The sequence below is a fragment of the Streptomyces sp. LS-MS-L19 genome, from assembly GCF_058382285.1.
Genome location: NZ_JBYCLL010000001.1, coordinates 2,959,498 through 2,981,425 on the forward strand (window position 1 = coordinate 2,959,498; position 21,928 = coordinate 2,981,425).

Annotated in this window: 24 protein-coding genes and 1 tRNA gene; 17 read left to right on the forward strand and 8 right to left on the reverse strand. The window is 73.0% G+C overall.

Annotated features, from left to right (window positions below; translation table 11 throughout):
• Window positions 1–87: 87 nt before the first annotated feature.
• Together AC2XR2_RS13030 and AC2XR2_RS13035 are read right to left on the reverse strand one after the other, a co-directional pair.
• Window positions 88–753, reverse strand: coding sequence for an HAD-IA family hydrolase (locus AC2XR2_RS13030; protein ID WP_381303190.1), 666 nt, complete (start codon window positions 751–753; stop codon window positions 88–90).
• Window positions 754–910: 157 nt separating this feature from the next.
• Window positions 911–1,492: a TMEM165/GDT1 family protein gene (locus AC2XR2_RS13035; RefSeq protein ID WP_330267270.1), complete on the reverse strand. Its 582-nt coding sequence runs from the start codon at window positions 1,490–1,492 to the stop codon at window positions 911–913.
• 346 nt (window positions 1,493–1,838) lie between these two features.
• On the opposite strand from AC2XR2_RS13035, the gene AC2XR2_RS13040 reads away from it, so the two are divergent.
• From AC2XR2_RS13040 to AC2XR2_RS13055, 4 genes are all read left to right on the forward strand, one after another.
• A complete protein-coding gene (locus AC2XR2_RS13040) occupies window positions 1,839–2,483 on the forward strand; it encodes an HNH endonuclease family protein (protein WP_330267269.1) in 645 nt (214 codons plus the stop codon).
• Window positions 2,484–2,554: 71 nt separating this feature from the next.
• Window positions 2,555–4,225 carry an alkaline phosphatase D family protein gene (locus tag AC2XR2_RS13045; protein ID WP_381303194.1) on the forward strand — a complete coding sequence of 557 codons (1,671 nt, stop codon included), beginning with the start codon at window positions 2,555–2,557 and terminating at the stop codon, window positions 4,223–4,225.
• A gap of 295 nt (window positions 4,226–4,520) precedes the next feature.
• The gene (locus AC2XR2_RS13050) at window positions 4,521–4,967 is read left to right on the forward strand and encodes a DoxX family protein (RefSeq protein WP_491515119.1); all 447 of its coding nucleotides are present in this window, start codon (window positions 4,521–4,523) and stop codon (window positions 4,965–4,967) included.
• A gap of 240 nt (window positions 4,968–5,207) precedes the next feature.
• The gene (locus tag AC2XR2_RS13055; protein ID WP_491518441.1) at window positions 5,208–5,765 is read left to right on the forward strand and encodes a DedA family protein; all 558 of its coding nucleotides are present in this window, start codon (window positions 5,208–5,210) and stop codon (window positions 5,763–5,765) included.
• Between the two features lie 390 nt (window positions 5,766–6,155).
• Here AC2XR2_RS13055 and AC2XR2_RS13060 read toward each other — a convergent pair whose 3' ends face one another.
• Entirely contained in the window at window positions 6,156–6,386 is a 231-nt protein-coding gene (locus AC2XR2_RS13060; protein WP_381303198.1) for a DUF2277 domain-containing protein, read from the reverse strand.
• Between the two features lie 118 nt (window positions 6,387–6,504).
• On the opposite strand from AC2XR2_RS13060, the gene AC2XR2_RS13065 reads away from it, so the two are divergent.
• A complete protein-coding gene (locus AC2XR2_RS13065; RefSeq protein WP_491515120.1) occupies window positions 6,505–7,449 on the forward strand; it encodes a ketopantoate reductase family protein in 945 nt (314 codons plus the stop codon).
• 51 nt (window positions 7,450–7,500) lie between these two features.
• On the opposite strand, the gene AC2XR2_RS13070 is transcribed toward AC2XR2_RS13065, so the two are convergent.
• Window positions 7,501–8,040: a GNAT family N-acetyltransferase gene (locus AC2XR2_RS13070; RefSeq protein ID WP_491515121.1), complete on the reverse strand. Its 540-nt coding sequence runs from the start codon at window positions 8,038–8,040 to the stop codon at window positions 7,501–7,503.
• A gap of 137 nt (window positions 8,041–8,177) precedes the next feature.
• Complete coding sequence (locus AC2XR2_RS13075; RefSeq protein WP_491515122.1) at window positions 8,178–9,437, reverse strand: MFS transporter; 1,260 nt, start codon at window positions 9,435–9,437, stop codon at window positions 8,178–8,180.
• Between the two features lie 77 nt (window positions 9,438–9,514).
• On the opposite strand from AC2XR2_RS13075, the gene AC2XR2_RS13080 reads away from it, so the two are divergent.
• From AC2XR2_RS13080 to AC2XR2_RS13090, 3 genes are read left to right on the forward strand one after another with little or no spacing between them, the layout of a single operon-like run.
• Window positions 9,515–10,288: a hypothetical protein gene (locus AC2XR2_RS13080; protein ID WP_491515123.1), complete on the forward strand. Its 774-nt coding sequence runs from the start codon at window positions 9,515–9,517 to the stop codon at window positions 10,286–10,288.
• Window positions 10,289–10,330: 42 nt separating this feature from the next.
• A complete protein-coding gene (locus tag AC2XR2_RS13085; RefSeq protein ID WP_381303206.1) occupies window positions 10,331–10,879 on the forward strand; it encodes a YciI family protein in 549 nt (182 codons plus the stop codon).
• Between the two features lie 55 nt (window positions 10,880–10,934).
• Window positions 10,935–11,900, forward strand: a complete 966-nt coding sequence (locus AC2XR2_RS13090; RefSeq protein WP_330267259.1) for a YihY/virulence factor BrkB family protein — start codon at window positions 10,935–10,937, stop codon at window positions 11,898–11,900.
• Between the two features lie 545 nt (window positions 11,901–12,445).
• Here the strand turns inward: AC2XR2_RS13090 and AC2XR2_RS13095 are convergent.
• Entirely contained in the window at window positions 12,446–12,871 is a 426-nt protein-coding gene (locus AC2XR2_RS13095) for a DUF6003 family protein (protein WP_381303210.1), read from the reverse strand.
• A gap of 173 nt (window positions 12,872–13,044) precedes the next feature.
• Between AC2XR2_RS13095 and AC2XR2_RS13100 the strand changes: the two genes are divergently transcribed.
• Window positions 13,045–13,389, forward strand: a complete 345-nt coding sequence (locus AC2XR2_RS13100) for a DUF8825 domain-containing protein (protein WP_381303212.1) — start codon at window positions 13,045–13,047, stop codon at window positions 13,387–13,389.
• Between the two features lie 67 nt (window positions 13,390–13,456).
• Here the strand turns inward: AC2XR2_RS13100 and AC2XR2_RS13105 are convergent.
• A tRNA-Val gene (locus AC2XR2_RS13105) sits at window positions 13,457–13,528 on the reverse strand.
• 223 nt (window positions 13,529–13,751) lie between these two features.
• Between AC2XR2_RS13105 and AC2XR2_RS13110 the strand changes: the two genes are divergently transcribed.
• The 7 genes from AC2XR2_RS13110 (at window position 13,752) to AC2XR2_RS13140 (ending at window position 20,066) form a co-directional block, all read left to right on the forward strand.
• A complete protein-coding gene (locus AC2XR2_RS13110; protein WP_491515124.1) occupies window positions 13,752–14,522 on the forward strand; it encodes a DUF4097 family beta strand repeat-containing protein in 771 nt (256 codons plus the stop codon).
• Window positions 14,523–14,602: 80 nt separating this feature from the next.
• Window positions 14,603–15,979 (forward strand): hypothetical protein, encoded by a 1,377-nt coding sequence (locus AC2XR2_RS13115; RefSeq protein WP_491515125.1) that lies wholly within the window; start codon window positions 14,603–14,605, stop codon window positions 15,977–15,979.
• 132 nt (window positions 15,980–16,111) lie between these two features.
• On the forward strand, window positions 16,112–16,300 hold the full coding sequence (locus AC2XR2_RS13120) for a hypothetical protein (RefSeq protein ID WP_330267254.1): 189 nt from the start codon (window positions 16,112–16,114) through the stop codon (window positions 16,298–16,300).
• A 13-nt stretch (window positions 16,301–16,313) separates the two neighbouring features.
• Window positions 16,314–17,027, forward strand: a complete 714-nt coding sequence (locus AC2XR2_RS13125; RefSeq protein WP_491515126.1) for a hypothetical protein — start codon at window positions 16,314–16,316, stop codon at window positions 17,025–17,027.
• Entirely contained in the window at window positions 17,024–17,974 is a 951-nt protein-coding gene (locus AC2XR2_RS13130) for a DUF6895 family protein (protein ID WP_381303221.1), read from the forward strand. Before AC2XR2_RS13125 ends, AC2XR2_RS13130 begins: the two co-directional genes overlap by 4 nt.
• A complete protein-coding gene (locus AC2XR2_RS13135; protein WP_491515127.1) occupies window positions 17,971–18,891 on the forward strand; it encodes a DUF6895 family protein in 921 nt (306 codons plus the stop codon). The genes AC2XR2_RS13130 and AC2XR2_RS13135 overlap by 4 nt, the downstream gene beginning before the upstream one ends.
• Entirely contained in the window at window positions 18,888–20,066 is a 1,179-nt protein-coding gene (locus AC2XR2_RS13140) for a serine hydrolase domain-containing protein (protein ID WP_491515128.1), read from the forward strand. Before AC2XR2_RS13135 ends, AC2XR2_RS13140 begins: the two co-directional genes overlap by 4 nt.
• 59 nt (window positions 20,067–20,125) lie before the next feature.
• Here the strand turns inward: AC2XR2_RS13140 and AC2XR2_RS13145 are convergent, their stop codons facing one another.
• Window positions 20,126–21,493, reverse strand: a complete 1,368-nt coding sequence (locus tag AC2XR2_RS13145; RefSeq protein ID WP_491515129.1) for an alpha-lytic protease prodomain-containing protein — start codon at window positions 21,491–21,493, stop codon at window positions 20,126–20,128.
• Between the two features lie 208 nt (window positions 21,494–21,701).
• Between AC2XR2_RS13145 and AC2XR2_RS13150 the strand changes: the two genes are divergently transcribed.
• On the forward strand, window positions 21,702–21,923 hold the full coding sequence (locus AC2XR2_RS13150) for an FmdB family zinc ribbon protein (protein ID WP_381303229.1): 222 nt from the start codon (window positions 21,702–21,704) through the stop codon (window positions 21,921–21,923).
• Window positions 21,924–21,928 lie beyond the last annotated feature (5 nt).

Sequence of the window (21,928 nt, forward strand, 5' to 3'; positions counted from 1 at the left end):
GGGGCCCCCGGGGCGAGGGCCGCTGGGCCCCGGAGTGAGGGTCGGTGGGCCCCCGGAGTGAGGGCCGCCCCCACGGGAGACCTCCGCCTAACCGACCCGCAGCCGTACGCCCCCGTCCGCCAGACCCTCCACCCTCACCCGTGTCAGGTCCGCCACCGTCACGTCCGGGCCGTACAGCCCCGCCCGCGCCCCGATCCCGACCACCCGCATCCCCGCGGCGCGGCCCGCCGCGATGCCCGCGCCGGAGTCCTCGAAGACCACGCAGTCCGCGGGCGCGACACCCAGCTCGGCCGCCCCCTTCAGGAACCCCTCGGGGTCCGGCTTGCTCGCCCCGACGGACTCGGCGGTGATCCGGACCTCCGGGAGCGCGAGTCCCGCCGCCGCCATCCGTGCCGTGGCCAGCGGGACGTCGGCCGAGGTGACCAGCGCGTGCGGCAGCCCGCGCAGGGACGCCAGGAACTCGGGCGCCCCCGGCACCGCCACCACGCCGTCCATGTCGGCGGTCTCCTCCGCGAGCATGCGCGCGTTGTCCGCGAGGTTCTGCTCCACGGGCCGCTCGGGCAGCAGGAGCGCCATCGAGGCGTGGCCCTGGCGGCCGTGGACGACCTTCATGACCTCGTCGCCGTCGAGTCCGTGCCGTTCGGCCCAGCGGCGCCAGACGCGTTCCACGACGGCGTCGGAGTTGACGAGGGTGCCGTCCATGTCGAGCAGGAGGGCGCGGGCGGTGAGCACGGTGGACACGGCGGCCGTCATCGGCAACTCCAAGCACAGTCGACAGAGACAAGGCGGCCCCGCCCGCCGGTCAGGGAAAACGGGCGGGAGCCACTTTGTTCCTCCACGGTACAAAACCGGGACGGGTTCTCGCCACCGCCTTCGGGAACCACCCGGAACTGTTCACTCACCGTTCAGCTCAGCCGGCCACGGCCTCCCACAGGCTCCACAGCCCGAGCGCCAGCATCAGCAGCGCCGCGACCTTGGTGATCAGCTTCAGCGGAACCCGCTTCATCAGGGCCTTTCCGCCCACGATGCCGAGCCCGGCCACCGCCCACAGCGCGAGCACCGCGCCGAGGCCCACGGAGAGCGGGTCGTCGTAACGGGCCGCGAGGTTGGCGGTCATGATCTGGGTGAGGTCACCGAACTCGGCGACCAGGATGAGCATGAACCCGGCCCCGGCGACCTTCCAGAAGGACTGGTCCTCGGGCTTGCGGATCTCCTCCTCGCCGTCGTCCTTCTTCAGCAGCAGGACGGCCGCGCCGCCCAGGAAGAGCACGCCCGTGAGCGCCTGCACGATCTGCTGCGGCAGCAGGGTCAGCACGCTGCCGGCCGCGACGGCGAGCGCGACATGCAGCGCGAAGGCGGCGGCGACGCCCGCGAAGACGTACGAGGCGCGGTAGCGGGTGCCCAGGACGAGGCCCGCGAGCGCGGTCTTGTCGGGCAGTTCGGCGAGGAAGACGACGCCGAACACGACGGCCGTCACGGTCAGGCTGATCAAGGGTCCTCAATCGGTCGGGGCCGCCCCACCGAGAGTGTTCCTGCGAAACGACGCCCCGGCACGGCAGCACACAGTCAGTGCACTACTGGCCGAAGGTCTCGCTGGCCGGTCCGTGAAGACCTGCCTCCGGGCGCCGGCTCAGACGAGCTGAGCAGTATGTCGACGGTCCGGCGAAGAGCTACTCCCCTTCAACTCCGGTCAAGTCTACGTGATCGTTTCGCCGTAAACCTTGTCGTGTCATGTACGCGTCACTAACTTCTCACCGAACGCACATCTCCCCGCAACACGGAGCCGCGAGCATTCGATCGCTCGCGCTCCAACGCCCCCGCCCCCCAAGGGAGTTCGCATGCCGAAGTTCTACGCGCGTCGACGGCTCAGCATACTCGGAGCGCTCACCGCGCTCATAGCCTCCGTCGCGGTCCTCAACGGCCCGACCGCCTCCGCCGCCCTCCCCACCCCCGTCAGCGCGGCCACCGCCCGCACCTACCTCGCCTCGCTCACGGTGGCCACCGAGAACCGCACCGGTTACGCCCGGGACCTGTTCCCGACCTGGATCACCATCAGCGGCACCTGCAACACGCGCGAGTACATCCTCAAGCGGGACGGCTCGAACGTCGTCACCGACTCCGCCTGCGCCGCCACCAGCGGCAGCTGGTACTCCCCCTACGACGGCGCCACCTGGACCGCCGCCTCCGACGTGGACATCGACCACCTGGTCCCGCTCGCCGAGGCCTGGGACTCCGGCGCCAGCGCCTGGACCACCGCCCGCCGCCAGTCCTTCGCCAACGACGTCACCCGCCCGCAGCTCCTCGCGGTCACCGACAACGTGAACCAGTCCAAGGGCGACCAGGACCCGGCCACCTGGATGCCGTCCCTGACCTCGTACCGCTGCACCTACGTCCGCGCCTGGGTCCAGGTGAAGTACTACTACGACCTCTCCGTCGACTCGGCCGAGAAGACCGCGCTGACGAACTACCTCGCGAACTGCTGACGATTCCGCGCCGGAACCTCCCCGCAGGCCTCCGTCGTTCCGTACCGTACGGGGCGACGGAGGAGGATCACGTGACCGATCTGCGGCTTGGCCCCCTGCTCAGGTACGTCGACGGCTCGTCCGCGACCGTGTGGGTCGAGACGAGCCGTCCGTGCGCCGCCGAGGTGCGGTGCTCGGACGGCACCACCGGCGCGTCCGACACCTTCCAGATCGCGGGCCACCACTACGCCCTCGTCCCGGTCGACGGCTTCACCCCCGGCACGACCCGGTCGTACGAGGTGTTCCTGGACGGCACGCGTGTGTGGCCGCTGCCCGACTCGCCGTTCCCCCCGTCGGTCATCCACACGCCCGCCGCGGACGCCGCGGTCCGTGTCGCCTTCGGCTCCTGCCGCTGGGCCGCGCCCCCGGAGGGCGAGAAGGACCCCGTCGGCCCCGACGCCCTGGACACCCTCGCGACCCGGATCGCCGCCGACCCGGGCGGCGAGCGCCCGGACGTCCTGCTGCTGCTGGGCGACCAGGTCTACGCCGACGAGACCTCCCCGGCCACCCAGCGGTGGCTGGCCGCCCGCCGCGATCTGAGCGACCCGCCGGGCGACCAGGTGGCGGACTACGAGGAGTACACCCACCTCTACTACGAGTCCTGGCTCGACCCCGAGGTGCGCTGGCTGTTGTCCACCGTGCCCAGCTGCATGATCTTCGACGACCACGACGTCATCGACGACTGGAACACCTCCGCGTCCTGGCTGGAGGACATGCGCGCCGTCTCCTGGTGGCGCGAGCGCCTGCTGAGCGGCCTCATGTCGTACTGGGTCTACCAGCACCTCGGCAACCTCCCGCCGACCGAACTGGCCGCCGACCCGCTCTACGCCGCCGTACGGCGATCCCCGGACGGCACCGACGAGTTGCGCGCCTTCGCCTGCAAGGCCGACGCCGACGCGGCCTCGGTGCGCTGGAGCTACCGGCGCGACTTCGGCCGGGTGCGGCTGCTCATGGTCGACTCCCGCGCGGCCCGCGTCCTCGAGGAGGAGAACCGCTCGATGCTCGACCCCGGCGAGGCCGCGTGGCTGCGCGAACAGGTGCTGGAGGAGCGTTCGTCCTACGACCATCTCCTGATCGGCACCTCGCTGCCCTGGCTGCTGCCGCACCTGGTGCACGACGCCGAGGCCTGGGACGCGGCGCTGTGCCGGGGGGAGCGCGGGGCACGCTGGGCCCGGTTCGGGGAGGACCTGCGGCGCAAGGCGGACCTGGAGCACTGGGCGGCGTTCCCGCGGTCCTTCGCGGCCCTGGCGGACCTGATCGCCGAGGTCGGATCGGGGCCCGAGGCGCCGGCGACGGTGCTGGTGCTGTCGGGGGACGTGCACCACGCGTACGTGGCCGAGCCGAAGTGGCACACCGGCGGTCCCGACGCGCGGGTCCTCCAGCTCACCTGCTCCCCCGTCCACAACTCCGTCCCCGGCTACATCCGGTTCGGCTTCCGCTTCGGCTGGAGTGCGACCGCGCGGGCGCTGGGGCGGCGCCTCGCGCGGCACGGCCGGTGTGAGCAACCGCCGGTGTCCTGGCGGCACACGGGCGGCCCGTGGTTCGGCAACCAGCTCATGACGCTGACGCTGGACGGCCGTTCGGCCGAGCTGCGGCTGGAGCAGGCGCGGGAGTCGGAAGGGCGGACCCACCTGCGCACGGTGTCGGAGTCCGAACTCACCGGCGAGAGCGGGCAGAAGAAGTCCCGGCTTCCGAAGGTGTGACAGTGCTCACTGCTTGATGGATCGTCAAGAGGGTTTCCCCGCAAGGGAGTTCGTGCCGCGGCGGGGAACCCACCCAGAGGTGGATTCGGACACACTTTCGGAAGCGGACAGGGCCGCAAAAGCCCTCTCACGTGCGGCTCCGAGCGAAACGGATGGGGCGACTGAGACGAATCCGTGGCCAAATGTTGAACTTGCAAGCATTGACTTGGGGCACCTACCGTGGATGGCTCACTCGGTCCCATCCCCCTGGGGCGACCCCCCTCGTGGGACCGACCCGACCGAAGGAGTCCCCCACATGACCGGACGCCTCAACAGCGCCCAGCCATACGCCCTCGGCCTGTACCGCATCGTCGTCGGCCTGCTCTTCCTCTGTCATGGCGCCGCCTCGCTCTTCGGCGTCCTCGGCGGTGCCGCGGGCACCGGCGGCACCCTTGAGGCCGGTACCTGGCCCGGCTGGTACGCGGCCGTGATCCAGCTCGTCGGCGGCGCCCTCGTGCTGCTCGGCCTGGGCACGCGCGTCGCCGCGCTCGTCGCGGCGGGTTCCATGGCGTACGCGTACTTCAAGGTCCACCAGCCGACGGCCCTGTGGCCCATGGAGAACGGCGGCGAGGCCGCGGCGATGTTCTGCTGGGCCTTCCTGCTGCTGGTCTTCACCGGGTCCGGCGCGTTCGGCCTGGACCGGCTGTTCGCGAAGCGCGCAGCGACGGAACGGAAGCCGGCCGCCGAGCCGGTGGCGGTCTGAGCCGACCTCGTACGGTGCCCTCCTCATGTCCGTGGGGAGGGCACCGGCGCGTCCGGAAGCCGTCCTGCGGTGCCCGGACCCGGCAGCCGGGTGAACATGCCGCGTCCATCTCATGAGCCCCCCGTGAATCTCCTGTCACACCCCGCGCGTACGCTGTATGGCTGTCCACGGGGGAATCACGGGGAGTCGCGGGTGTTGGAGAGTCTGGGGTCGCTGACCGGCAGTCCATGGATCTACGCCATGGTCGCGCTGTCGGTGCTCCTCGATGTGTTCCTGCCGTTGCTGCCGAGCGGGGTGCTGGTCATCACGGCCGCTACGGCGGCGGCCGCGGGCAGTGCGGCGACCGGGCGGGTCCCCGACGTCCTTGCCCTGATCCTCTGCGCGACGACGGCCTCCGTCCTCGGCGACCTCGCGGCCTACCGCCTCGCCTTCCGAGGCGGCGCACGCCTCGACCGCGCCATCGCCCGCTCGCGTCGGCTCACCACGGCGCAGGAACGTCTCGGCGACGCACTGGCCGCGGGGGGCGGGGCGTTGGTGGTGCTGGCCCGCTTCGCACCGGCCGGCCGCTCGGTGGTCTCCCTCCTCGCCGGTACGGCCCACCGCCGGGCCCGCGACTTCCTCCCCTGGTCCGCCCTCGCCGGCCTCTCCTGGGCCGCGTACAGCGTCGCCCTCGGTTACTTCGGCGCGCACTGGCTGGGGGCGACATGGCTGGCGACGGGGGTGTCGGTGGCAGCGCTCTTCGGCGCGGGCGCGGGAGCGGGCTACGTCATGCGCCGCCGCCCGGAAACGGCACGCTAGGGACACCGCCGGCCCACCTGAGGGCGAGGCCCGTCCGGCGGCTCACCCGGGACACGTTCACCTCAGAGCCCCGCTCCGGCTGGACCCAGCACACGCCCCCCAGGTCACCCCGGACATACTTACCCCGGGACGCCTGTCCCAGGGCCAGCCACCCCTAAAGCCAGGTCAACCGGGGCGCCCACAAGGCCCACGCACCCCCGGACCCGGAGCACCCAGGGGCAGTAAACCCCAGGTGTTCACTTCCTCCCGCCCAGCTCCCCCCCGAAGCCCCGCTCCCTCTGGGCCGAGCACACCCCGCCGACGTCACCCCGGACACTCACCCCAGCGCGCTCACCTCAGGGCCGACTCCCCCCCCAACCAGGCGCCCTGCGCGCTCCCCCGGGACCCCGCTCACCCCGCCGCTCGTCGTGGGGCGCCGCGGACCTCCAGGTTGGCCAGGAGTTCCGCGGTTGCCTCGGTGATCACCTCCACGGCGCGGTCGAACACCTCCTGGTTGTGGGCGGCCGGGGCGCGGAACCCCGAGACCTTGCGCACGTACTGGAGCGCGGCGGCCCGGATCTCCTCCTCCGTCGCCTCCTCGGGCAACACGGGCGGACGAAGCGTCTTGATACTGCGGCACATACCGACAGTCTCCCTCCCGGAGCGGATCGGCGCTTCCGTCCGCCCCTGCCGAATGCCATGATCCTCGCCGAGGCGGCCACCGACCCCGGGGCCGACCGACGAGAGGAACCCACTCACCATGGCGCACGACTCCGCGCACCACCTTGCACACCGAGAACTCACCGTGGCCGTCCTGGGCCCCGGCGGCACCGGAGGCCTCCTCGCCGCCCTCCTGGCCCGTGCCGGACACCGCGTGATCTGCCTGGCCGGCGAGACCACGGCGACCACCCTGCGCACCACCGGCATCCAGGTCCGCAGCGGGGCCTTCGGCGACTTCACGACCCCCGTCGAGGCCGACACCGAACTCCGCGAACCCGTCGACGCCTGCGTGGTCGCCGTCAAGCACACCTCCCTCGACGCCGCCCTGGACCGCGTCCCGCCCACGGCCCTCGGCGACGGCCTGATCGTCCCCGTGCTGAACGGCGTCGAACACCCGGCGTCCCTCCGCGCCCGCTACCGCCCGGACCGGGTCGCCCCGGCGGTGATCCGCGTCGAGTCGACGAGGATCGCCCCCGGTGTCATCGAACACGGCAGCCCCTTCGCCGAGCTCGACCTGACCGGCGACGGCGTCCCCCGCGACCGCCTCGACGCACTCGCCGCCGCCCTCACCGAGGCCGGCCCCCGAACCCGCGTCCTGGACGACGAGTCGGCCACCCTGTGGGCCAAGATGTCCTTCCTCGCCCCCTTCGCCCTGCTGACCACCCTGCACGGCCTCCCCCTCGGTGACGTCCGCACCCGCCACCGCGACGAACTCACCGCTCTCGTCCAGGAGACGGCCGCCGTCAGCGCTGCCTGCGGAGGTCCCTCGGACCCCGCCCAGGCCCTCGCCCGCTACGACGCCTTCCCCGCCACCATGAAGTCCTCGATGCAGCGCGACGCGGAAGCCGGCCGCCCGCTCGAACTGGACGCGATCGGCGGGGCGTTGCTCCGCGCGGCGGACCGCCACGGCGTGAAGGTGCCGGTCGCGACCCGAGTGGTACGGGAGCTCACGGACGCCACCCAAGCCGAACCCACGACCCCCTGACCGGCTGACGGGCTGACGGACTGACGGGCATCACCTCACACCTGAATCGCCTCAGCCCTCCCCTCCCTCCAGATCGAACCGCCAGTCGTTGGACGTGAGCCAGTGCCCCTTCGGGTACTCGAACTCGGCCTGTCCCAGCAGCGTGAAGCCCGCCCGGCGGCAGACCCCGTTGGACGCCGCGTGCTCCACGCTCGGGAAGGCGTGGAGATACCGGTGTCCGCCCGCGGCCCGTGCCTCGGCCATGAGTGCTCGGGCCGCCCACGCGGCCAGCCCCCGCCCCTGGAACTCCGGCAGGATCCCCCACCCGGTCTCCCACACCGTCGCGTCCCGCCACTCGCGCTCCCAGAACCCGATCGAGCCGACCGTCTCCCCGCTCTCCACCAGCGTGACCCGGTACATCCGGCCCGCCGACAGCTCGACGTACCGCCGATGCCGCGCGACGAGCTTCTCCGCGCTCTCGGGCCCGCCCAGATGCGCGGTCATCTCCGGACTGTTGGTCCGCTCCAGCAACCAGAAGTCCCCCTCCCCCCAGGGCACCAGCCGCACCTGCTCCACTCGCTCCACCACCACACCCGCCTCCACCGCAGCCATGTCCCCCACAGTAGGGGCCGGGTCTGACAACGCCCCCGGCCACGGCTGCGCCCCACCCACGACACCGACCGCGGGCACGAGAGGCCACGGGATGAAGCGCCCGCCCGTCCCCGCTGGACCGGACCCGTCGCCGAACGTCATCGCCGTACGGCCGGACCGTGCTCCTCCTCGCGTTCGGCCCGCCTCGCCGGCCGCGCGGCCACCATCATCACGGCGACGGAGGTCAGGGCGATGGCCGCGCCGACGTAGAGCGGGGCGGCGTAGCCCAGGCCCGCTGTGATCGCGAGGCCTCCGGCCCAGGCGCCCAGGGCGTTGCCGAGGTTGGAGGCCGACACGTTGGCGCCGGCGGCCAGGACCGCGCCCTGTGCGTGGTCGGTGACGCGCGTGATCATGCCGGGTACGGCGGCGAACCCGAACAGCCCCATCAGGAACACCAGGAGTACCGAAGCCGTGACGTCGGCGGCCAGCAGCCCGAACAGGGTCAGGGTGACGGTGAGGCCGGTCAGGGCCAGGACCAGCGTGCGGTCGCGGTCGTGGTCGGCGGCCCGTCCGCCGAGCAGGTTCCCGACGACCAGGCCGACGCCGTAGACCATGAGCAGCCAGGGGACATCCGCCGAGGAGAAGCCGCCGACCTCGGTGAACGTGTAGGCGATGTAGCTGAACGCGCCGAACATCCCGCCGTAGCCGAGCGCGGTGGCCGCCAGGGTCAGCCACACCTGCCCGGACCGGAACGCGCCGATCTGGGTGCACAGTCCCATGGGCGGCGCGGGTCGGATCGGCGCCGTGTCCCCAGCCCCGGACCCCGCTGCGGCCCCGGTCCCGGTCCCGACCGGCACATACGCGGCGATCCCCGCGAGCGCGACCAGGCCGATCGCGGTGACCGCCCAGAACGCGGCCCGCCAGCCCCAGCGCTCCCCGACCAACGCGCCGAACGGCACGCCCAGCACGTTGGCGACCGTCAGTCCGGCGAACATGACGGCCACCGCGCGGGTCCCTCGGCCCGGGGCGACGAGAGAGCGCGCGACCAGGGAGCCGATGCCGAAGAACGAACCGTGGCACAGGGCCGCGACGATCCGTCCGAGCAGCATCACGCGGTAGCTCGGCGCGACGGCCGACAGCAGGTTGCCGACGACGAACAGGACGACGAGAGCGACCAGTACCCACTTGCGGGGCAGCCGTGCCGTGGCGGCGGTCAGGACGATCGCACCGACCGCGACACTCAGCGCGTACCCGGAGATCAGCCACCCCGCCGCCGCTTCGCTGACCCGGAAATCCGCCGCCACCTGCGGCAGCAGCCCCGCGATCAGGAACTCGGTCAGCCCGATCCCGAACCCGCCGACGGCCAGCGCGACGAGCCCGGCCGGGACCCGCCGGGACCCGGTCGCCCGCTCATGCACCACAATCCCCGAGATCCGCGCTCATGGACCGACCCTCGCGCGCGGCCGCGGGCCGGTCCATGGACAAAGAAGCGACGATGGTTGGACGGAAGTGGGGCGACGTGATGTTCACGGTCGAGGAACGGGACCGTCTCAGATGGCGGTTGCTCGCCCGCGCCGAAGCCGACGAGACCGTCGTGGGCGCCGCCTTCACCGGCTCGTACGCCGTCGGGGAGGGCGACCGCTGGTCGGACACGGACCTGGTCCTCGCCGTCCGCGGCGACCTCGCCCCGACCCTGCGCAGGTGGACCGAGTGGCTCTACGACGACCTCGGTGCCCGGCACCACTGGGACCTGCCGGTCGGGGCGGCCGTCGTCCGGGTGTTCCTCCTGCCGGGCTGGCTGGAGATCGACCTGACGTTCGCACCGGAGGACGGGTTCGGGCCCCGGGGCCCGCAATGGCGGACGGTCTTCGGGCGGCCGCGCACGCTGGAGCCCTTCGCGGCGCCGGACGGCGACACCCTGATCGGTCTCCTGTGGCATCACGCGCTCCACGCGCGCGTGTGCGTGGACCGTGGTCGCTGGTGGCAGGCCGAGCACTGGATCAGCGGTCTGCGGGACCATGTGATCACCCTGGCCTGTCTGCGGCTCGGGCACGCGCACGCGTACGCGAAGGGCGCCCATCTGCTCCCGGACGACCTCTCGGCCGAGTTGGAGAGGTCTCTCGTACGTTCGCTCACCGCGACGGAGCTCGATCGCGCCCTGACCGCCGCGATCGGCGCCGCCTCGGCCGAAGTCGAGCGTTCCCGTCCCGGCCTCGCCCCGCGGCTGGCCCCGATGTTCGCGGAGCTGGCGAACACACCGCGCGCGTAATGCCGTTGAGCCGTGGGCCGCGGTGGACGAGGCTCTGTGGTCATGGAGTTCTTCTGCTACCACCGTGACCGGCCCGGCTCCCTCCCCTTGCGCGAGGAGCTGACGGAAGCGCACTGGTCCTACATGGACGGCTACGAGGCCGAACTGATCGCCCGCGGCCCGACGTTCACCACCGACGGGGAGACGCTCACCGGCAGTGTGCACATCGTCGACCTGCCCGATCCCGCCGCCGCCCGCGCGTTCGCCTTCGACGAGCCGAACTACCAGGCCGGCGCCTACCGGGACGTGCTGCTGCGCCGCTGGCGGAACCTGCTGGGCCGCACCATGTGGGACTTCCCGGGCGGCCGGACCGGCGACGACCGGTACCTGGTGCTCGGTCTCGGCTCGGGAGAGGCCGCCGACCTCGCCGTACCGCCCCACGAGGACGACCTGATCGCGTACGGCCCGCTGCTGTCCGACGACGCGACCGCCTGGCTGGGCACGGCGGCCCTGGTCCGCGCGGCGGACCCGGACCGGGCGCGGGCCGTGCTGACCCGGGAGCGGTACGCGTCCGTGGAGGTCTACGGGTGGGAGTTCGGCGGACGACGCTGACAAGCCGGGTTCACGGGGCAGGTGCACTGGGAGCCGCCGTACGACGAGGAGCGCCATGGGTACCGCCGTCCACGTCCCGCAGACCAGGGACATGATCGGGGACGAACTCTCCGGAGACGAGGCGTTCGCCGCCCTGCGCCACTACGGAGGGCTGCGGCTGCTCACCGACTCCTTCGCGCGGTTCCGGTACGCGGACGGCTTCACCAACGCGCGGGCCCTCGCCTTCCAGGTGGTGCTCGGGCTGGTGCCGTGCACCGTGGCGCTGGTGGGCCTGGCCACCTCGGTGCACACGGAGGGCGTGGGCCGGATCATCGAGCTCACGCTCGGCCGGATCGTGCCGGGCGCCAGCGCCGACATCGTCGAGGAGGCCTTCGAGGGGACGCGGCGCACCGCGCACGGCAGTGTCTGGAGCACGCTGGCCCTGTGGCTGGGCCTCGGCTTCGCGCTGCTGAACCTCGCCTCGGCGATGGGCCAGATCGAGCGCGGCGCCAACCGGATCTACGGCATCGAGCGCGACCGGCCCTTCCCGCGCAAGTACGCGCGCGGGATCGTGCTCGCGCTCGCCGCGGGGCTGCCGCTGGTGCTGGGCTTCGTCGTGCTCGTGGCCGGGGAGGCGGTGGGCGACGCGGTGGCCCGGACCCTCGGTGAGGAGGGCGGCGGGCCGCGCTGGTGGAGCGTGCTCGACGTGCCGGTGGGGCTGGCGCTGGCCTGGGTGGCGTCCGCGGTGATCTTCCGCTGGTCGCCGCGGCGGGTGCAGCCCGGTTACACCTGGCTGGCCTTCGGCTCGGCCGTGCATCTGCTGCTGTGGGTGGCGGCCACGTGGCTGCTCGCGCTGTACGTCGAGGAGAGCGGGGCCTTCGGTGCGGTGTACGGCCCGCTCACGGCCTTCATCGCCCTGCTCCTGTGGGCCAACCTGACCGCGGTCGCCCTCTTCCTGGGCATCGCCTTCGCCGCCCAACTGGAAGCGGCCCGAGCGGGCATCGAATCAGCGGTCCACCCGGACCCGGGCCCGGGGGACTGAGCGCGGGCTCGGGGCCGGGCGGGCCGGGGGGTGAGACCGGCCCCTGGGCGGGAGCTGAGGCGGGCCCGTGGGCGGGAGCTGAGGCCGGCCCGTGGACGGGAGCTGAGGCCGGCCCCAGGGCGGGATCTGAGGCCGGCCCCAGGGCGGGATCTGAAGCGGGACAGGGCCGGGGACTGAGACCGGCCCCTGGGGGAGTTGAGGCGACCCGGGCGGGGGCTGAGGCGAGAGCCCAGGCCGGGGGCTGAGGCCGGACCCGGCCGCGAGGGCTGCGGCTGGACAGCGATCCCGGTGACCGGGGCCAGGCGACGATCGGGTGGCCGACTCTGGACCGCGAGCCCAGTGCCCCGGACCAAGCAACGATCCGGTGACCGAGACCGGATGGCGACCTGAGTGACCGGGACCAGGCGGCGATCCCTTAGCCATGACCGGACCGATCCGGTGACCGAAACCGGACCGCAACCCCCGTGACCGACACCGGACCGCAACCCTCGTGACCGACACCCGGCGACGGTCCAGGTCGCCGAGACCGGACGGCCACCCAGACGTCAGGCTTCCGCCGCCGCCGTCACCGTCGCCGGGTCCACTCCGGTCAGTTCGACGATGCGGTGCGGGGGGACGCCGGCGGCCAGGGCGCGGCCGATCAGGTCGTCGCGGCCGTCCGCGCAGTCGCGGTAGGCCAGCAGCTCCTCCTCGACGTCGGCGTGCGACCCCGGTCCCGCGAGGTGGCGGACGCGGCTCAGCTCCTCGTCGCTGAGCGGCACGGGCAGGCGTTCCGCCCCCTCCGGAACGGCCGCGTTCTCCTCCGGCGGCAGCAGCCGCAGGTGCGGTGAGGTCGGCGTGGTCTTCTGGGCGTCCAGCCACGCCCGGACGGCCGGAGTCTCCATGCACGCGAGCTCTCCGACGGCGGCGGGAGCCACCCCGAGCGGCAGGGAAGCGTCGTCGAGCAGGAACAGATAGGCGTCGTCGGTCATCCTCGGCTCCTCCGCCACAGGGGCTGATCGTCTTCTCAACAGCGGCTGATCGACGTCCCATTACCCCGCCTCGCCCGGATTACCGCGCCCGCTCCGCCCCGGCGGCACACCCGTTCGCGTGAACCCCCAGAAGACACTCGCCACCCAAAATCGAACAGGCGTAGCATTGTGCCGTGGCTACGACCCATGACTTCCCGAGTGACCTCCTCGCCGGTCAGGAGGAGCTGCATCAGGTCCGGGCCGAGCTGTCGGCCCTGCTCAAGCGGCTCCCCTGGGCGGTCGTGCCCCTGGACGGCTTCAGCGACGACAGCGGCTGGCGGAAGGTGGAGCGCCCCGCCTCCCCCGGCTGGACCCCGGACGAACAGGCCGAGGTGGAGAAGCTCCGGCAGCGCGAACACGAACTCGCGGTCTTCGTCACCACCCACCGCTTCTGGACGGAGGTGGCCTCGCCGGACCGCGTGGACGCCCGCTCCCGGCTGAAGCACGCGCACGAGTCCGGCACACCGGAGACCGACTGACGGCGAGAGGAACGCGGCAGAACACGAGAAGACCCCGGCCGGGATCGGCCGGGGTCTTCTCCTGGTGTGGGCGCGGACGGTTTCGAACCGCCGACATCCTGCTTGTAAGGCAGGCGCTCTACCCCTGAGCTACGCACCCGAGACGAGTCGACAGCCTACCTTGCCGGGGGCCCTGCCCTGCAAACCCTTACTCGGACGCCCGACGGGATCAGGGTCGGCCCTCAGGGTGGACCGGGGGAAAACCCCACCCCGGATCCGGGAGCGGCCCGGATCCCCCTCCCCCACCCCGGTCCCTAGGGTCGAAGCAGGGTCGCGGAGTGCCCGCGGCCGCCCGCCCAGGGCCAGTTCAGGGGGAGATCGTCATGGTCCGTTCCGTTCCCGCACGTGCCGCCGCCGCGGCCGGGGTCGTCGCGCTCGTCGTCGCGGGGGCCACCGCCTGCGGTGCCTCCGCCACGGACGACAAGACCCCCGACCACAAGTCCTTCACCCTCCAGGGCCGCACCCTCACCGTCGACTCCGACGACTCGGCGCTGGAGATCGTCACCACCGATGCGAACAAGTCGGGCACGGTCGAGGTGACCCGCTGGTTCCAGGGGACCGTCGCCGTCGGCAAGGACCCCGAGGTGACCTGGTCGATGAAGAACGACCGGCTGAAGCTGCGGATGAAGTGCAGCGGTGTCGTGGCCGACTGCGCGGCCAAGCACCGCATAGAGGTGCCCCGGGACATGGCCGTGAAGGTCGAGGACGGTGACGGCAGCGTGCGGGCCCGCGGGTTCACCCAGCCGCTGAGCATCCGCACCGGTGACGGCTCGGTGCGTGTGACCGACTCCAGCGGGCCGCTGGACCTGCACACCGGTGACGGCTCGGTGCGCGCGGAGGTCGCCTCCCGCCGGGTGACCGCCCGCACCGGCGACGGCTCGGTCCACCTCGAACTGCGCGCCGTACCGGACCGGGTGGAGACCCGCAGCGGCGACGGCTCCGTGACGGTCTCACTGCCGAAGGCCACCTACCGCGTGGACACCAGGACCGGTGACGGAGGGGCCGACGTGTCCGTGCCCCGCTCCGACTCCAGCGAGCACGTCGTGTCCGCCGAGAGCGGAGACGGGAACGTCACCGTGCGAACCGCGAACTGATCGGCCCGTGTGTTCGTCCTTCACCGGTGGGAGAATGACACCGGGCACCGCCAGGACGGAACACAGCACGGGAGAGGGATGTGACGGCGACACCGAAGCAGCCGCACTTGTCGCCGTCGACGCCGCGCGCGCACCGCCAGGCGCTCAAGGACACCCTCGCCCTGGTCGGGCTGCCGCTGCTCGCCGCCCTCGCACTGCCGGCCGCGTTCGCCGGCGGCGGCACCCGGCGCTGGTTCGGCGGGCGGGCGGAGAGCCAGCGGGCCGAGGCGCAGGCCGCGAAGGACGCCGCCGCGGCCGCGTTCTACGAACTGGACACCGCCCAGCGGGACCTGCGGATCTCGATAGAGACCATCACGGCCGTCGACGACTCCCCCGCCGCCCGGCGCGCGGTCGCCGACTTCCAGGCGATCAGCGGGCGCATCGACGAGGCGAGCCACCGCTACATCGAGGCGGTCGACGCCCATGACCTCGACCGGGACGACCTGGAGGCCTCGGTCGCCGCCCACGCGCGGACCGAGCTCACCCGGGCCAAGGACGACCTCGGCAACGTCAAGAAGGAGCTGGACCGTTTCGGCGACAGCCTCGGCCCGCTGCTCGGCAAGGCCGAGACCCAGCTGGCCCGGCTCGCCCCGGCCGTGGAGCGCGCCCGGCAGGGTCTGCTGGCCGCCTCCAACGCCCTGGACGCCGTACGGGAGTCGGGGCTGAAGGCGGACGACCTCGCCGCCCGGCTGGCCGCCCTCGGCCCGGAGCTGACCAAGCTCAACCAGGGCGCCGGGCAGCACGGCGTGCCGCTGACCCTGGAGCGGGCCGAGCGGGTGGCCCGGGAGGCCGGGGCGATCCGGGCGGAGGCCGAGCGGCTGCCGGAGCGGGCCGCGGAGATCGACCACCGGCTCGTCTCCCTGCGCACCCGCGCGGAGGCCCTCACCACCCGTGCGGGCCAGGTCGACCCGGTGCTGAGCGAACTGCGCCGCAGGTTCACCGCCGCCTGCTGGCAGGACCTCCAGCACGTCCCGGACCAGGCCGCGGAGAACGTCCGGCAGGCCGAGTCGAAGCTCCGCGAGGCCCGGGCCGCACGCGACGAGCAGCGCTGGCCGGACGCGACCTCGCTGCTCTCCACGGTCCGCGCCCTGCTCAACACCACCGACGAGGCCGTCTCCGCGGCCGGCGACCGGCTGCGCCGGCTGAACGCCGTGCAGAAGGACCCCCAACAGGAGATCGACCGCACCCGCTTCGCCCTGCGGGACGCCCAGCGCCTCGCGATGACCGGCCGCACCACCCCCGACCCACGCCACGCGCGGCCCCTGGACGACGCGGTGGCCCGCCTGGACCGGGCGATCGGCACGCTGGAGGGCCGCCACCCCGACTACTGGCACTTCCTGACCGAGACGGAAGCGGTGCGGCAGACGGTGACGCGGGTGGTCTCCCAGATCCGCGAGGAGCGCGGCGGCGCGCACTGACACGCGCACTCCGACACCGTGCACTCTGCACGGTGCACTCCGAATTGGACATTTCATCCCTTTTTGCATAGATCGTCCCAATGCGGTGACATGGAACTAGACCCGCAAATCTCTCCAAAAGGAGATGGTGGTATGTCTTCCACCGAGTTCCAGCTCGACGACCTCACCGAGGTCCAGGGCATCGACGTCGAAGCGGCTCTCGACCCCGTCGAGGCCGACGGTTTCTACCGCGACAGCCGCCAGTGCGCGGCGCTCGCTCTGACGTCCTCGTCGAGCAACCTCCTGCTGTCGCCTCCGACGCCACGGCCGAAGAAGGGCTGACGGGAGAACCCGCATGGAGCAGTCAGGCGCTTCGACCCGTCTCGCGGGCGCGGTGCAGGGCCTCATGTCGGAACTGGTCTCCGCTCTTCGGAGCGGAGACCGCTTCCGGCTCGCAGGCCTGGTCGACGTCGGCAACAGCCCCGAGGTGACCGCCGACCCGGCCCTCGCCGCCGTCCGTGTGGTGGGCGCGGACGTCGTCCTGCCGAGCGTGCTGCTGCGCTGCGCGCCCCCCGGGCCGGACGATCTCACCGTGCTCGGCAGGGCAGTTCACGCCTACCCGCCACCCGCCGGAGCCCCGCCCACCTCGGTGTGGAGCCACTGGGCGATGAGACGGGCGCTGTCGCGGCTGGACGCCGGCCTCGACGGCCGGCCGGACGACGGGACCGAGCCCGGGGCCGAGTGGCTCGAGGACGCCCCCTGGCAGTTCCTGACCCACCAACTCGCCGTGCTCGCCCCGCTCGCGCTGCCCGGCGAGGACTGCGCGGTGGCCCGCGTGGCGCGCGGCCGACCGGTCGACGTGGCCCGGGGATTCGTCCGGGCGGTCCGCCGCCGCGACTGGCTCCAGGCGGCCGGAGCGGGCCGCTGGCTGGTCCTTCTCGACGGTGTGCCGCACACCCTGGGGCTGGACGCCGGGCTGGAGTTCGTGGTGCAGATGGGCGGCGAGGACGCCCGCGTGGCGTTCCAGGTGCAGGCCGCCCGGCTGATGCGGACCGGGGTGCTGGTGTGACGGCGGCCCCCGAGGTCCGCCCCGCCCGCGGGGTCCGGGAGTTGGGCGAGGCCGCGCTGCGGTGGGTGTCCGCCCATCGCGACGGCTTCGCGCTCGACGAGGACGCGCTCGCCGAGCACGGCGACGTGAACACCACCTGGAAGCCGCTCGGCGAGCTGGCCCAGGTGTGCGTCTGCGTACGGCGGCACACCGAACGGACCGACCCGCTCCACGTGCTGGCGTCCGACCTGCTGGCCTTCGCGTGGCAACAGACCGGGCGGGGCGCCCTGTTCGTGGAGTTGCAGCGCCTCGAACCCTTCGCCACGTATCCGCTGGAGGTCTACGCGGCCTTCGCCTCGGCGGGCCTGCGCCACGACCGTTACGAGAGCGCCACCGCCACGGTGGCCCGCACCCGCGGCTGGCAGGTGACGGAGCAGGAACCCAACCGCCGCCTGAGCGTGCTCAACTCCGAGCGCCGCAGCGGCCTCCCGGAACACGGGGACATGGGTCGGGCGCTCGAACGCACCTGGCTCGCCGGGCTGCCGGAGCCGTGGACCTTCGAACTCGCCGCCGGCTACACGCTCACCCACGTGATCTTCCATCTCACCGACTGGGGCCTGACCCCGCGGGCCGTGCCCCCGCCGGTCGCGGACTACCTGCGGCACTGGCTCCCGCCCTGGCTCGACACCTGCCTGGAGGACGAGCAGTGGGACCTCGGCTGCGAACTCCTGGCCGTGGCGAGCAGCCTGCCCGGGCCGCCCGAGCGTGCCCTGCTCCAGGAGTCCTGGGCGCGGCTCGCGGTGGCCCAGGACGACTCGGGCGCCGTCCCCGAGGTCGGCGGACGAGGCAGCCGTACGACCGCACCCGCCTTCCTCGACTGCTACCACTCGACCCTGATGACGGCCTTCGCCGCCGCGCTGACCCTCGACCGGCTGCGCGCAGCCGACGGACAGGGGGTACCGGGATGACCCACACGCGTCTCATCCACCAGGTCGGCGTCGGAGCCCTGGAGTGGCTGCACGCCCACCGCGAGGGATTCCGGCTGGAGTTGGACGTCGATCCGGAGGTCGGCTTCCTGGAACGCTTCAAGCCGGTCGGTGAACTGGCCCTCATCTGCAAGGTGTTGTTCCGTGAGGGCGTCGCCGGGTCCCGACAGGCCATGCTGGCACGGCAGTTGATCGACCACGCCTGGCGCCACACCCTGGACGGCGGCCGGATGCTGGTGCGCGGCCAGCATGTCGAGCCGCTCTCGCCGATCCCCTTCGAGGTGTATCTGCCGTTCTGGGAACTGGGGTACAGCAGCCCCGAGGCCGAGCGCGCCTTCCGGCTCAACCAACGCCTCGACAGCTTCAACGCCCTGGAGATGGCGCCGGTCCGCCGCCTCGGCCTGTCCGCCTTCCAGCGCCGCTTCGGCGTGCCGCCCCGGCCGCCGGAGGAGGACGTCATCGGCGCGACGTGGCTGGGCCGTTCCCCCGAACCCTGGACGGTCGAGGGGCACATCGCCTACGACATCACGCACACCGTCTTCCACCTCACCGACTGGGGAGAGCACCCCGAGGGCCTGCCGTCCGGGATCGCCGACTACCTCGCGCACTGGCTGCCGGTCTGGCTGGACGACTGGCTCGATCTGCGCCGCTGGGACCTGCTCGGTGAACTGCTCGTCGTGGACGCCTGCCTGCCGGACCCCACGTTCGACGAGCGGGCCTGGGAAGGCTTCGCCGCCGCCCAGCAGCCCGACGGCGCGATGCCCGCCGTACGCACGATGCCCGAGGGCGGGCCCGACGAGGTCTTCGACGTCGTCTACCACCCGACGCTGGTCGCCGCGTTCGCCTCCGTCCTGGCCACCTCCCGCGCCCTGACGCGGCTGGCGCGCACACCGTCATGACGACCGACGCACCCCCGACCCACCCCGCTCCCTGGCCGGACGACCCGGTCGGCCTCACCGGCGCACTCCCACCCGACCTCACCGAGGTGCTCCCACCCGACGGCCCCCCGCCGGCCACCTCCGCGGCGGACGGCGAGGACCTGCGGCAGCTCGACGCGGCAGACCGCGAGGACCTGCGGCAGCGGCTCGACGCGGCCGTCGACGCCGTGGACGCGCCCGACGTGGTCTTCGCCCTCTCCCGGCACGGTCACCGCACCGTGCGCACCGGCGGCACCGCACCGCCCCCGCCCGTCCCACGCCACCGCCAGCGCTACGAGTTGGGCTCGGCCTCCAAGACCTTCACCGGACTGCTGCTGGCTCAACTGACCCGGACCGGGCCGCTGTCCGCGGGCCTGCCGGCCGCCGCCCTGCTGGACCCGGCCCGGCGTTCGGGCGGGGACCCCGGCACCCCCGTCACCCTCGCCCATCTGATCACCCACACCGCCGGACTGCCCGCCCTGCCCGCCGACTTCTTCGTCCGCGCGCTGCCGGCCTGGCGCACCAACCCCTACGCCCGCTATCCGGCCGAGCGCGTGATCGACGCCTTCCTGCGCCACCGGCCGCACCACCGGCCCGGCACCCGCTGGCACTACTCCAACTTCGGTGTCGCCGTGCTCGGGCACGCCCTGACGGCGGCGACCGGCACCCCGTGGGACGACCTGCTCACCGGTCACGTGCTGCGCCCCCTGGGGCTGAACGGCGCCGCGCTCACCCCCGGCGGACCGGACACCGACGCCACCGGACACCGCAAGGACGGGACGACGCCCGTGCCCCCGCTGGCCGTGGGCGGCTTCCAGGCGGCCGGTGCCGTCCGGGCCGCCCCTGACGACCTGCTCACGTTCCTCGAAGCGCACCTGGATCCGTCGGACCGGCCTCTGGCCGGTGCGCTGCGCACGGTCCGCCGCCCGGTGCTCCGGCGTGGGATCGGGCACCGGCACGTGCACACCATGGCCTGGTTCCAGCACCCCACGGAGCGCGGCCCGATGTACTTCCACGGGGGCGCGACCCTCGGTCAGCAGGCCTTCCTGGGCTTCCGGCCCGACACCGGCGCGGCGCTGGCCGCCCTATGCACCCGCCGCTTCCGCGCCCGCGACGCCTTCGTGCCGACGGCGTACGCCCTGCTGGCCGAGCTCTGACACTCACGGCGGGAGGACGGCCGGGCCTCGGCCGCCCACCCGCCTGCCCCGGCCCGTCCTCAGACCAGCTGCCACAGCCCCGGAGCAAGCGCCGGCTGCCAGACGGTCTGCGCCTGGTGGGCCTGAAGGCACTCGTAGGAGAGGCCGTCGTGGGTCACCCGCGCTCCGACCTCGTACACCCGGCCCGCGACCCAGCCGTCCGAGGAGCCGCCGTCCTCGGGGGCGGGCGTGCCGCTCTCGGCGCTGCTGGTCCTGAGCGTCAGGCCGTAGGTGCTGAGCAGCGGGTTGATCGGCTGGTAGAAGGTCGTGCCGCCGCTCGTGCAGTCGCCGGAGCCGCCGGACGTGACGCCCTGGGCCTGGACGCCGGAGATGTAGGAACCGCCGGAGTCGCCCGGCTCCGCGCACACGGTCGTCCGGGTCACGCCGTCGACGGTCCCCTCGGCATAGCTGACGCTCGTGTCGTGCTGCTCGATCGTGCCGCAGTGCCAGCCCGTGGTGGATCCCGAGCGGCACACCGCGGCACCCGCCAGGGCCTGCACCGAGCCGGCGGTCTGCACGTCCTGGCCGCCCTCGCCCTTGACGGCGGGCGTCGCGGTCCAGTCGGAGTTGACCCCCACCCAGGACATGTCCTGTCCGGGGAAGACGGACGCCTGGAAGGTGCCCTGGGCGACCTGGTTGTACCCGGTGGTCGTCGCGCCCGCCTTACCGCAGTGGCCGGCCGTGGCGAAGCCCTGCTGGTCGCCCTTGGTGACACCGAATCCCACGGAGCAGCGGGCCGTGCCGTCGATGTAGAAGGCGTCGCCGCCCTTGATGTCGTACAGCGCGCGGGGCTGGTCGGCCGAGACCTTGACGTCCACGAGCGCGCTGTCGACGCCGGCGGCCTCGACCAGCGTGTCCGCGGCGGCGCGGCTCGTCGCCTGCACCGTGACCCGGTTGGTGCGTACGTCGACGTACCGGACCGGTGTGTCGAGGGCCTTGCCGGTCACGGCACCGTCCAGCTTGGCCTTGGCGGCCCTCAGCTCCTCCAGCGGGGTCGTGACGACCAGGGCCCGCGCGCCACCGGCCTCGATGGCCGGGGTGTCCGCGATGTCGGTGGAGGCGACCGTCAGCTCGGCGGACGTGGCGCCGCTGACCCACGCCCCGGCGAAACGCTTGCCCAGCGCGTTCTGGAGCCGGCCGGCGCGTGTGCCCGCCTCGGCCTCGTTCACCAGGCGGGTCTTCGCCTGCGCCTCGGTCAGGCTCAGATCACGCTCCATCGCCCGCAGGACCGCGGGCGAGGGATCGCCCGCGCCGAGAGTCTCGGCCGCGGAGACCTCCGGTGCGGGCGTGGGGGGTCCGGCGGCCGCGGCCGCGGGCAGTCCCGCGAGCACGAGCGCGCCGAGCACCGTCAATGCGGCACAGCCGGCCGAAGCGTGTCTGTGGACCATCGGGCATCTCCTCGGGTGGGGGTGCGAACGTCACGAAACATCTCGAATCCCTAGGTTTTGCCGAAAAGACCTCAGAGGATGTCCGCTTCCCGGCCGTTCCGCGCATCGGACGACACGAGGGGGCCGCCCGGCGCAGCACGGGATGCCGACGGACCGGCGTCCCGGGTAGTCCGGACATGCCTGACGGGGCGCCGGTTAACCTGTGCTCATGCCTCGCTACGAATACCGCTGCCGGACCTGCGGCGACACCTTCGAAGTCAGCCGCCCCATGGCCGAGTCCTCGGCCCCCGCCGACTGCCCGGCCGGCCACGACGACACCGTGAAGCTGCTGTCGACGGTGGCGGTGGGCGGCACCTCGACCGCCGCGTCCGCTCCCGCGCCCCAGGGCGGCGGTGGCGGTGGCTGCTGCGGCGGAGGCTGCTGCGGCTGACTTCA

Bases quoted from the DNA above. Each gene is read 5' to 3' on its own strand.
- AC2XR2_RS13065 (WP_491515120.1), top strand. From the start codon at position 6,505: ATGGCGCACGACTCCGCGCACCACCTTGCACACCGAGAACTCACCGTG.
- AC2XR2_RS13050 (WP_491515119.1), top strand. From the start codon at position 4,521: ATGACCGGACGCCTCAACAGCGCCCAGCCATACGCCCTCGGCCTGTAC.
- AC2XR2_RS13110 (WP_491515124.1), top strand. From the start codon at position 13,752: ATGGTCCGTTCCGTTCCCGCACGTGCCGCCGCCGCGGCCGGGGTCGTC.
- AC2XR2_RS13135 (WP_491515127.1), top strand. From the start codon at position 17,971: ATGACCCACACGCGTCTCATCCACCAGGTCGGCGTCGGAGCCCTGGAG.
- AC2XR2_RS13030 (WP_381303190.1), bottom strand. From the start codon at position 753: ATGACGGCCGCCGTGTCCACCGTGCTCACCGCCCGCGCCCTCCTGCTC.
- AC2XR2_RS13055 (WP_491518441.1), top strand. From the start codon at position 5,208: ATGGTCGCGCTGTCGGTGCTCCTCGATGTGTTCCTGCCGTTGCTGCCG.
- AC2XR2_RS13080 (WP_491515123.1), top strand. From the start codon at position 9,515: ATGGTTGGACGGAAGTGGGGCGACGTGATGTTCACGGTCGAGGAACGG.
- AC2XR2_RS13145 (WP_491515129.1), bottom strand. From the start codon at position 21,493: ATGGTCCACAGACACGCTTCGGCCGGCTGTGCCGCATTGACGGTGCTC.
- AC2XR2_RS13140 (WP_491515128.1), top strand. From the start codon at position 18,888: ATGACGACCGACGCACCCCCGACCCACCCCGCTCCCTGGCCGGACGAC.
- AC2XR2_RS13150 (WP_381303229.1), top strand. From the start codon at position 21,702: ATGCCTCGCTACGAATACCGCTGCCGGACCTGCGGCGACACCTTCGAA.
- AC2XR2_RS13095 (WP_381303210.1), bottom strand. From the start codon at position 12,871: ATGACCGACGACGCCTATCTGTTCCTGCTCGACGACGCTTCCCTGCCG.
- AC2XR2_RS13090 (WP_330267259.1), top strand. From the start codon at position 10,935: ATGGGTACCGCCGTCCACGTCCCGCAGACCAGGGACATGATCGGGGAC.
- AC2XR2_RS13060 (WP_381303198.1), bottom strand. From the start codon at position 6,386: ATGTGCCGCAGTATCAAGACGCTTCGTCCGCCCGTGTTGCCCGAGGAG.
- AC2XR2_RS13085 (WP_381303206.1), top strand. From the start codon at position 10,331: ATGGAGTTCTTCTGCTACCACCGTGACCGGCCCGGCTCCCTCCCCTTG.
- AC2XR2_RS13040 (WP_330267269.1), top strand. From the start codon at position 1,839: ATGCCGAAGTTCTACGCGCGTCGACGGCTCAGCATACTCGGAGCGCTC.
- AC2XR2_RS13070 (WP_491515121.1), bottom strand. From the start codon at position 8,040: ATGGCTGCGGTGGAGGCGGGTGTGGTGGTGGAGCGAGTGGAGCAGGTG.
- AC2XR2_RS13120 (WP_330267254.1), top strand. From the start codon at position 16,112: ATGTCTTCCACCGAGTTCCAGCTCGACGACCTCACCGAGGTCCAGGGC.
- AC2XR2_RS13125 (WP_491515126.1), top strand. From the start codon at position 16,314: ATGGAGCAGTCAGGCGCTTCGACCCGTCTCGCGGGCGCGGTGCAGGGC.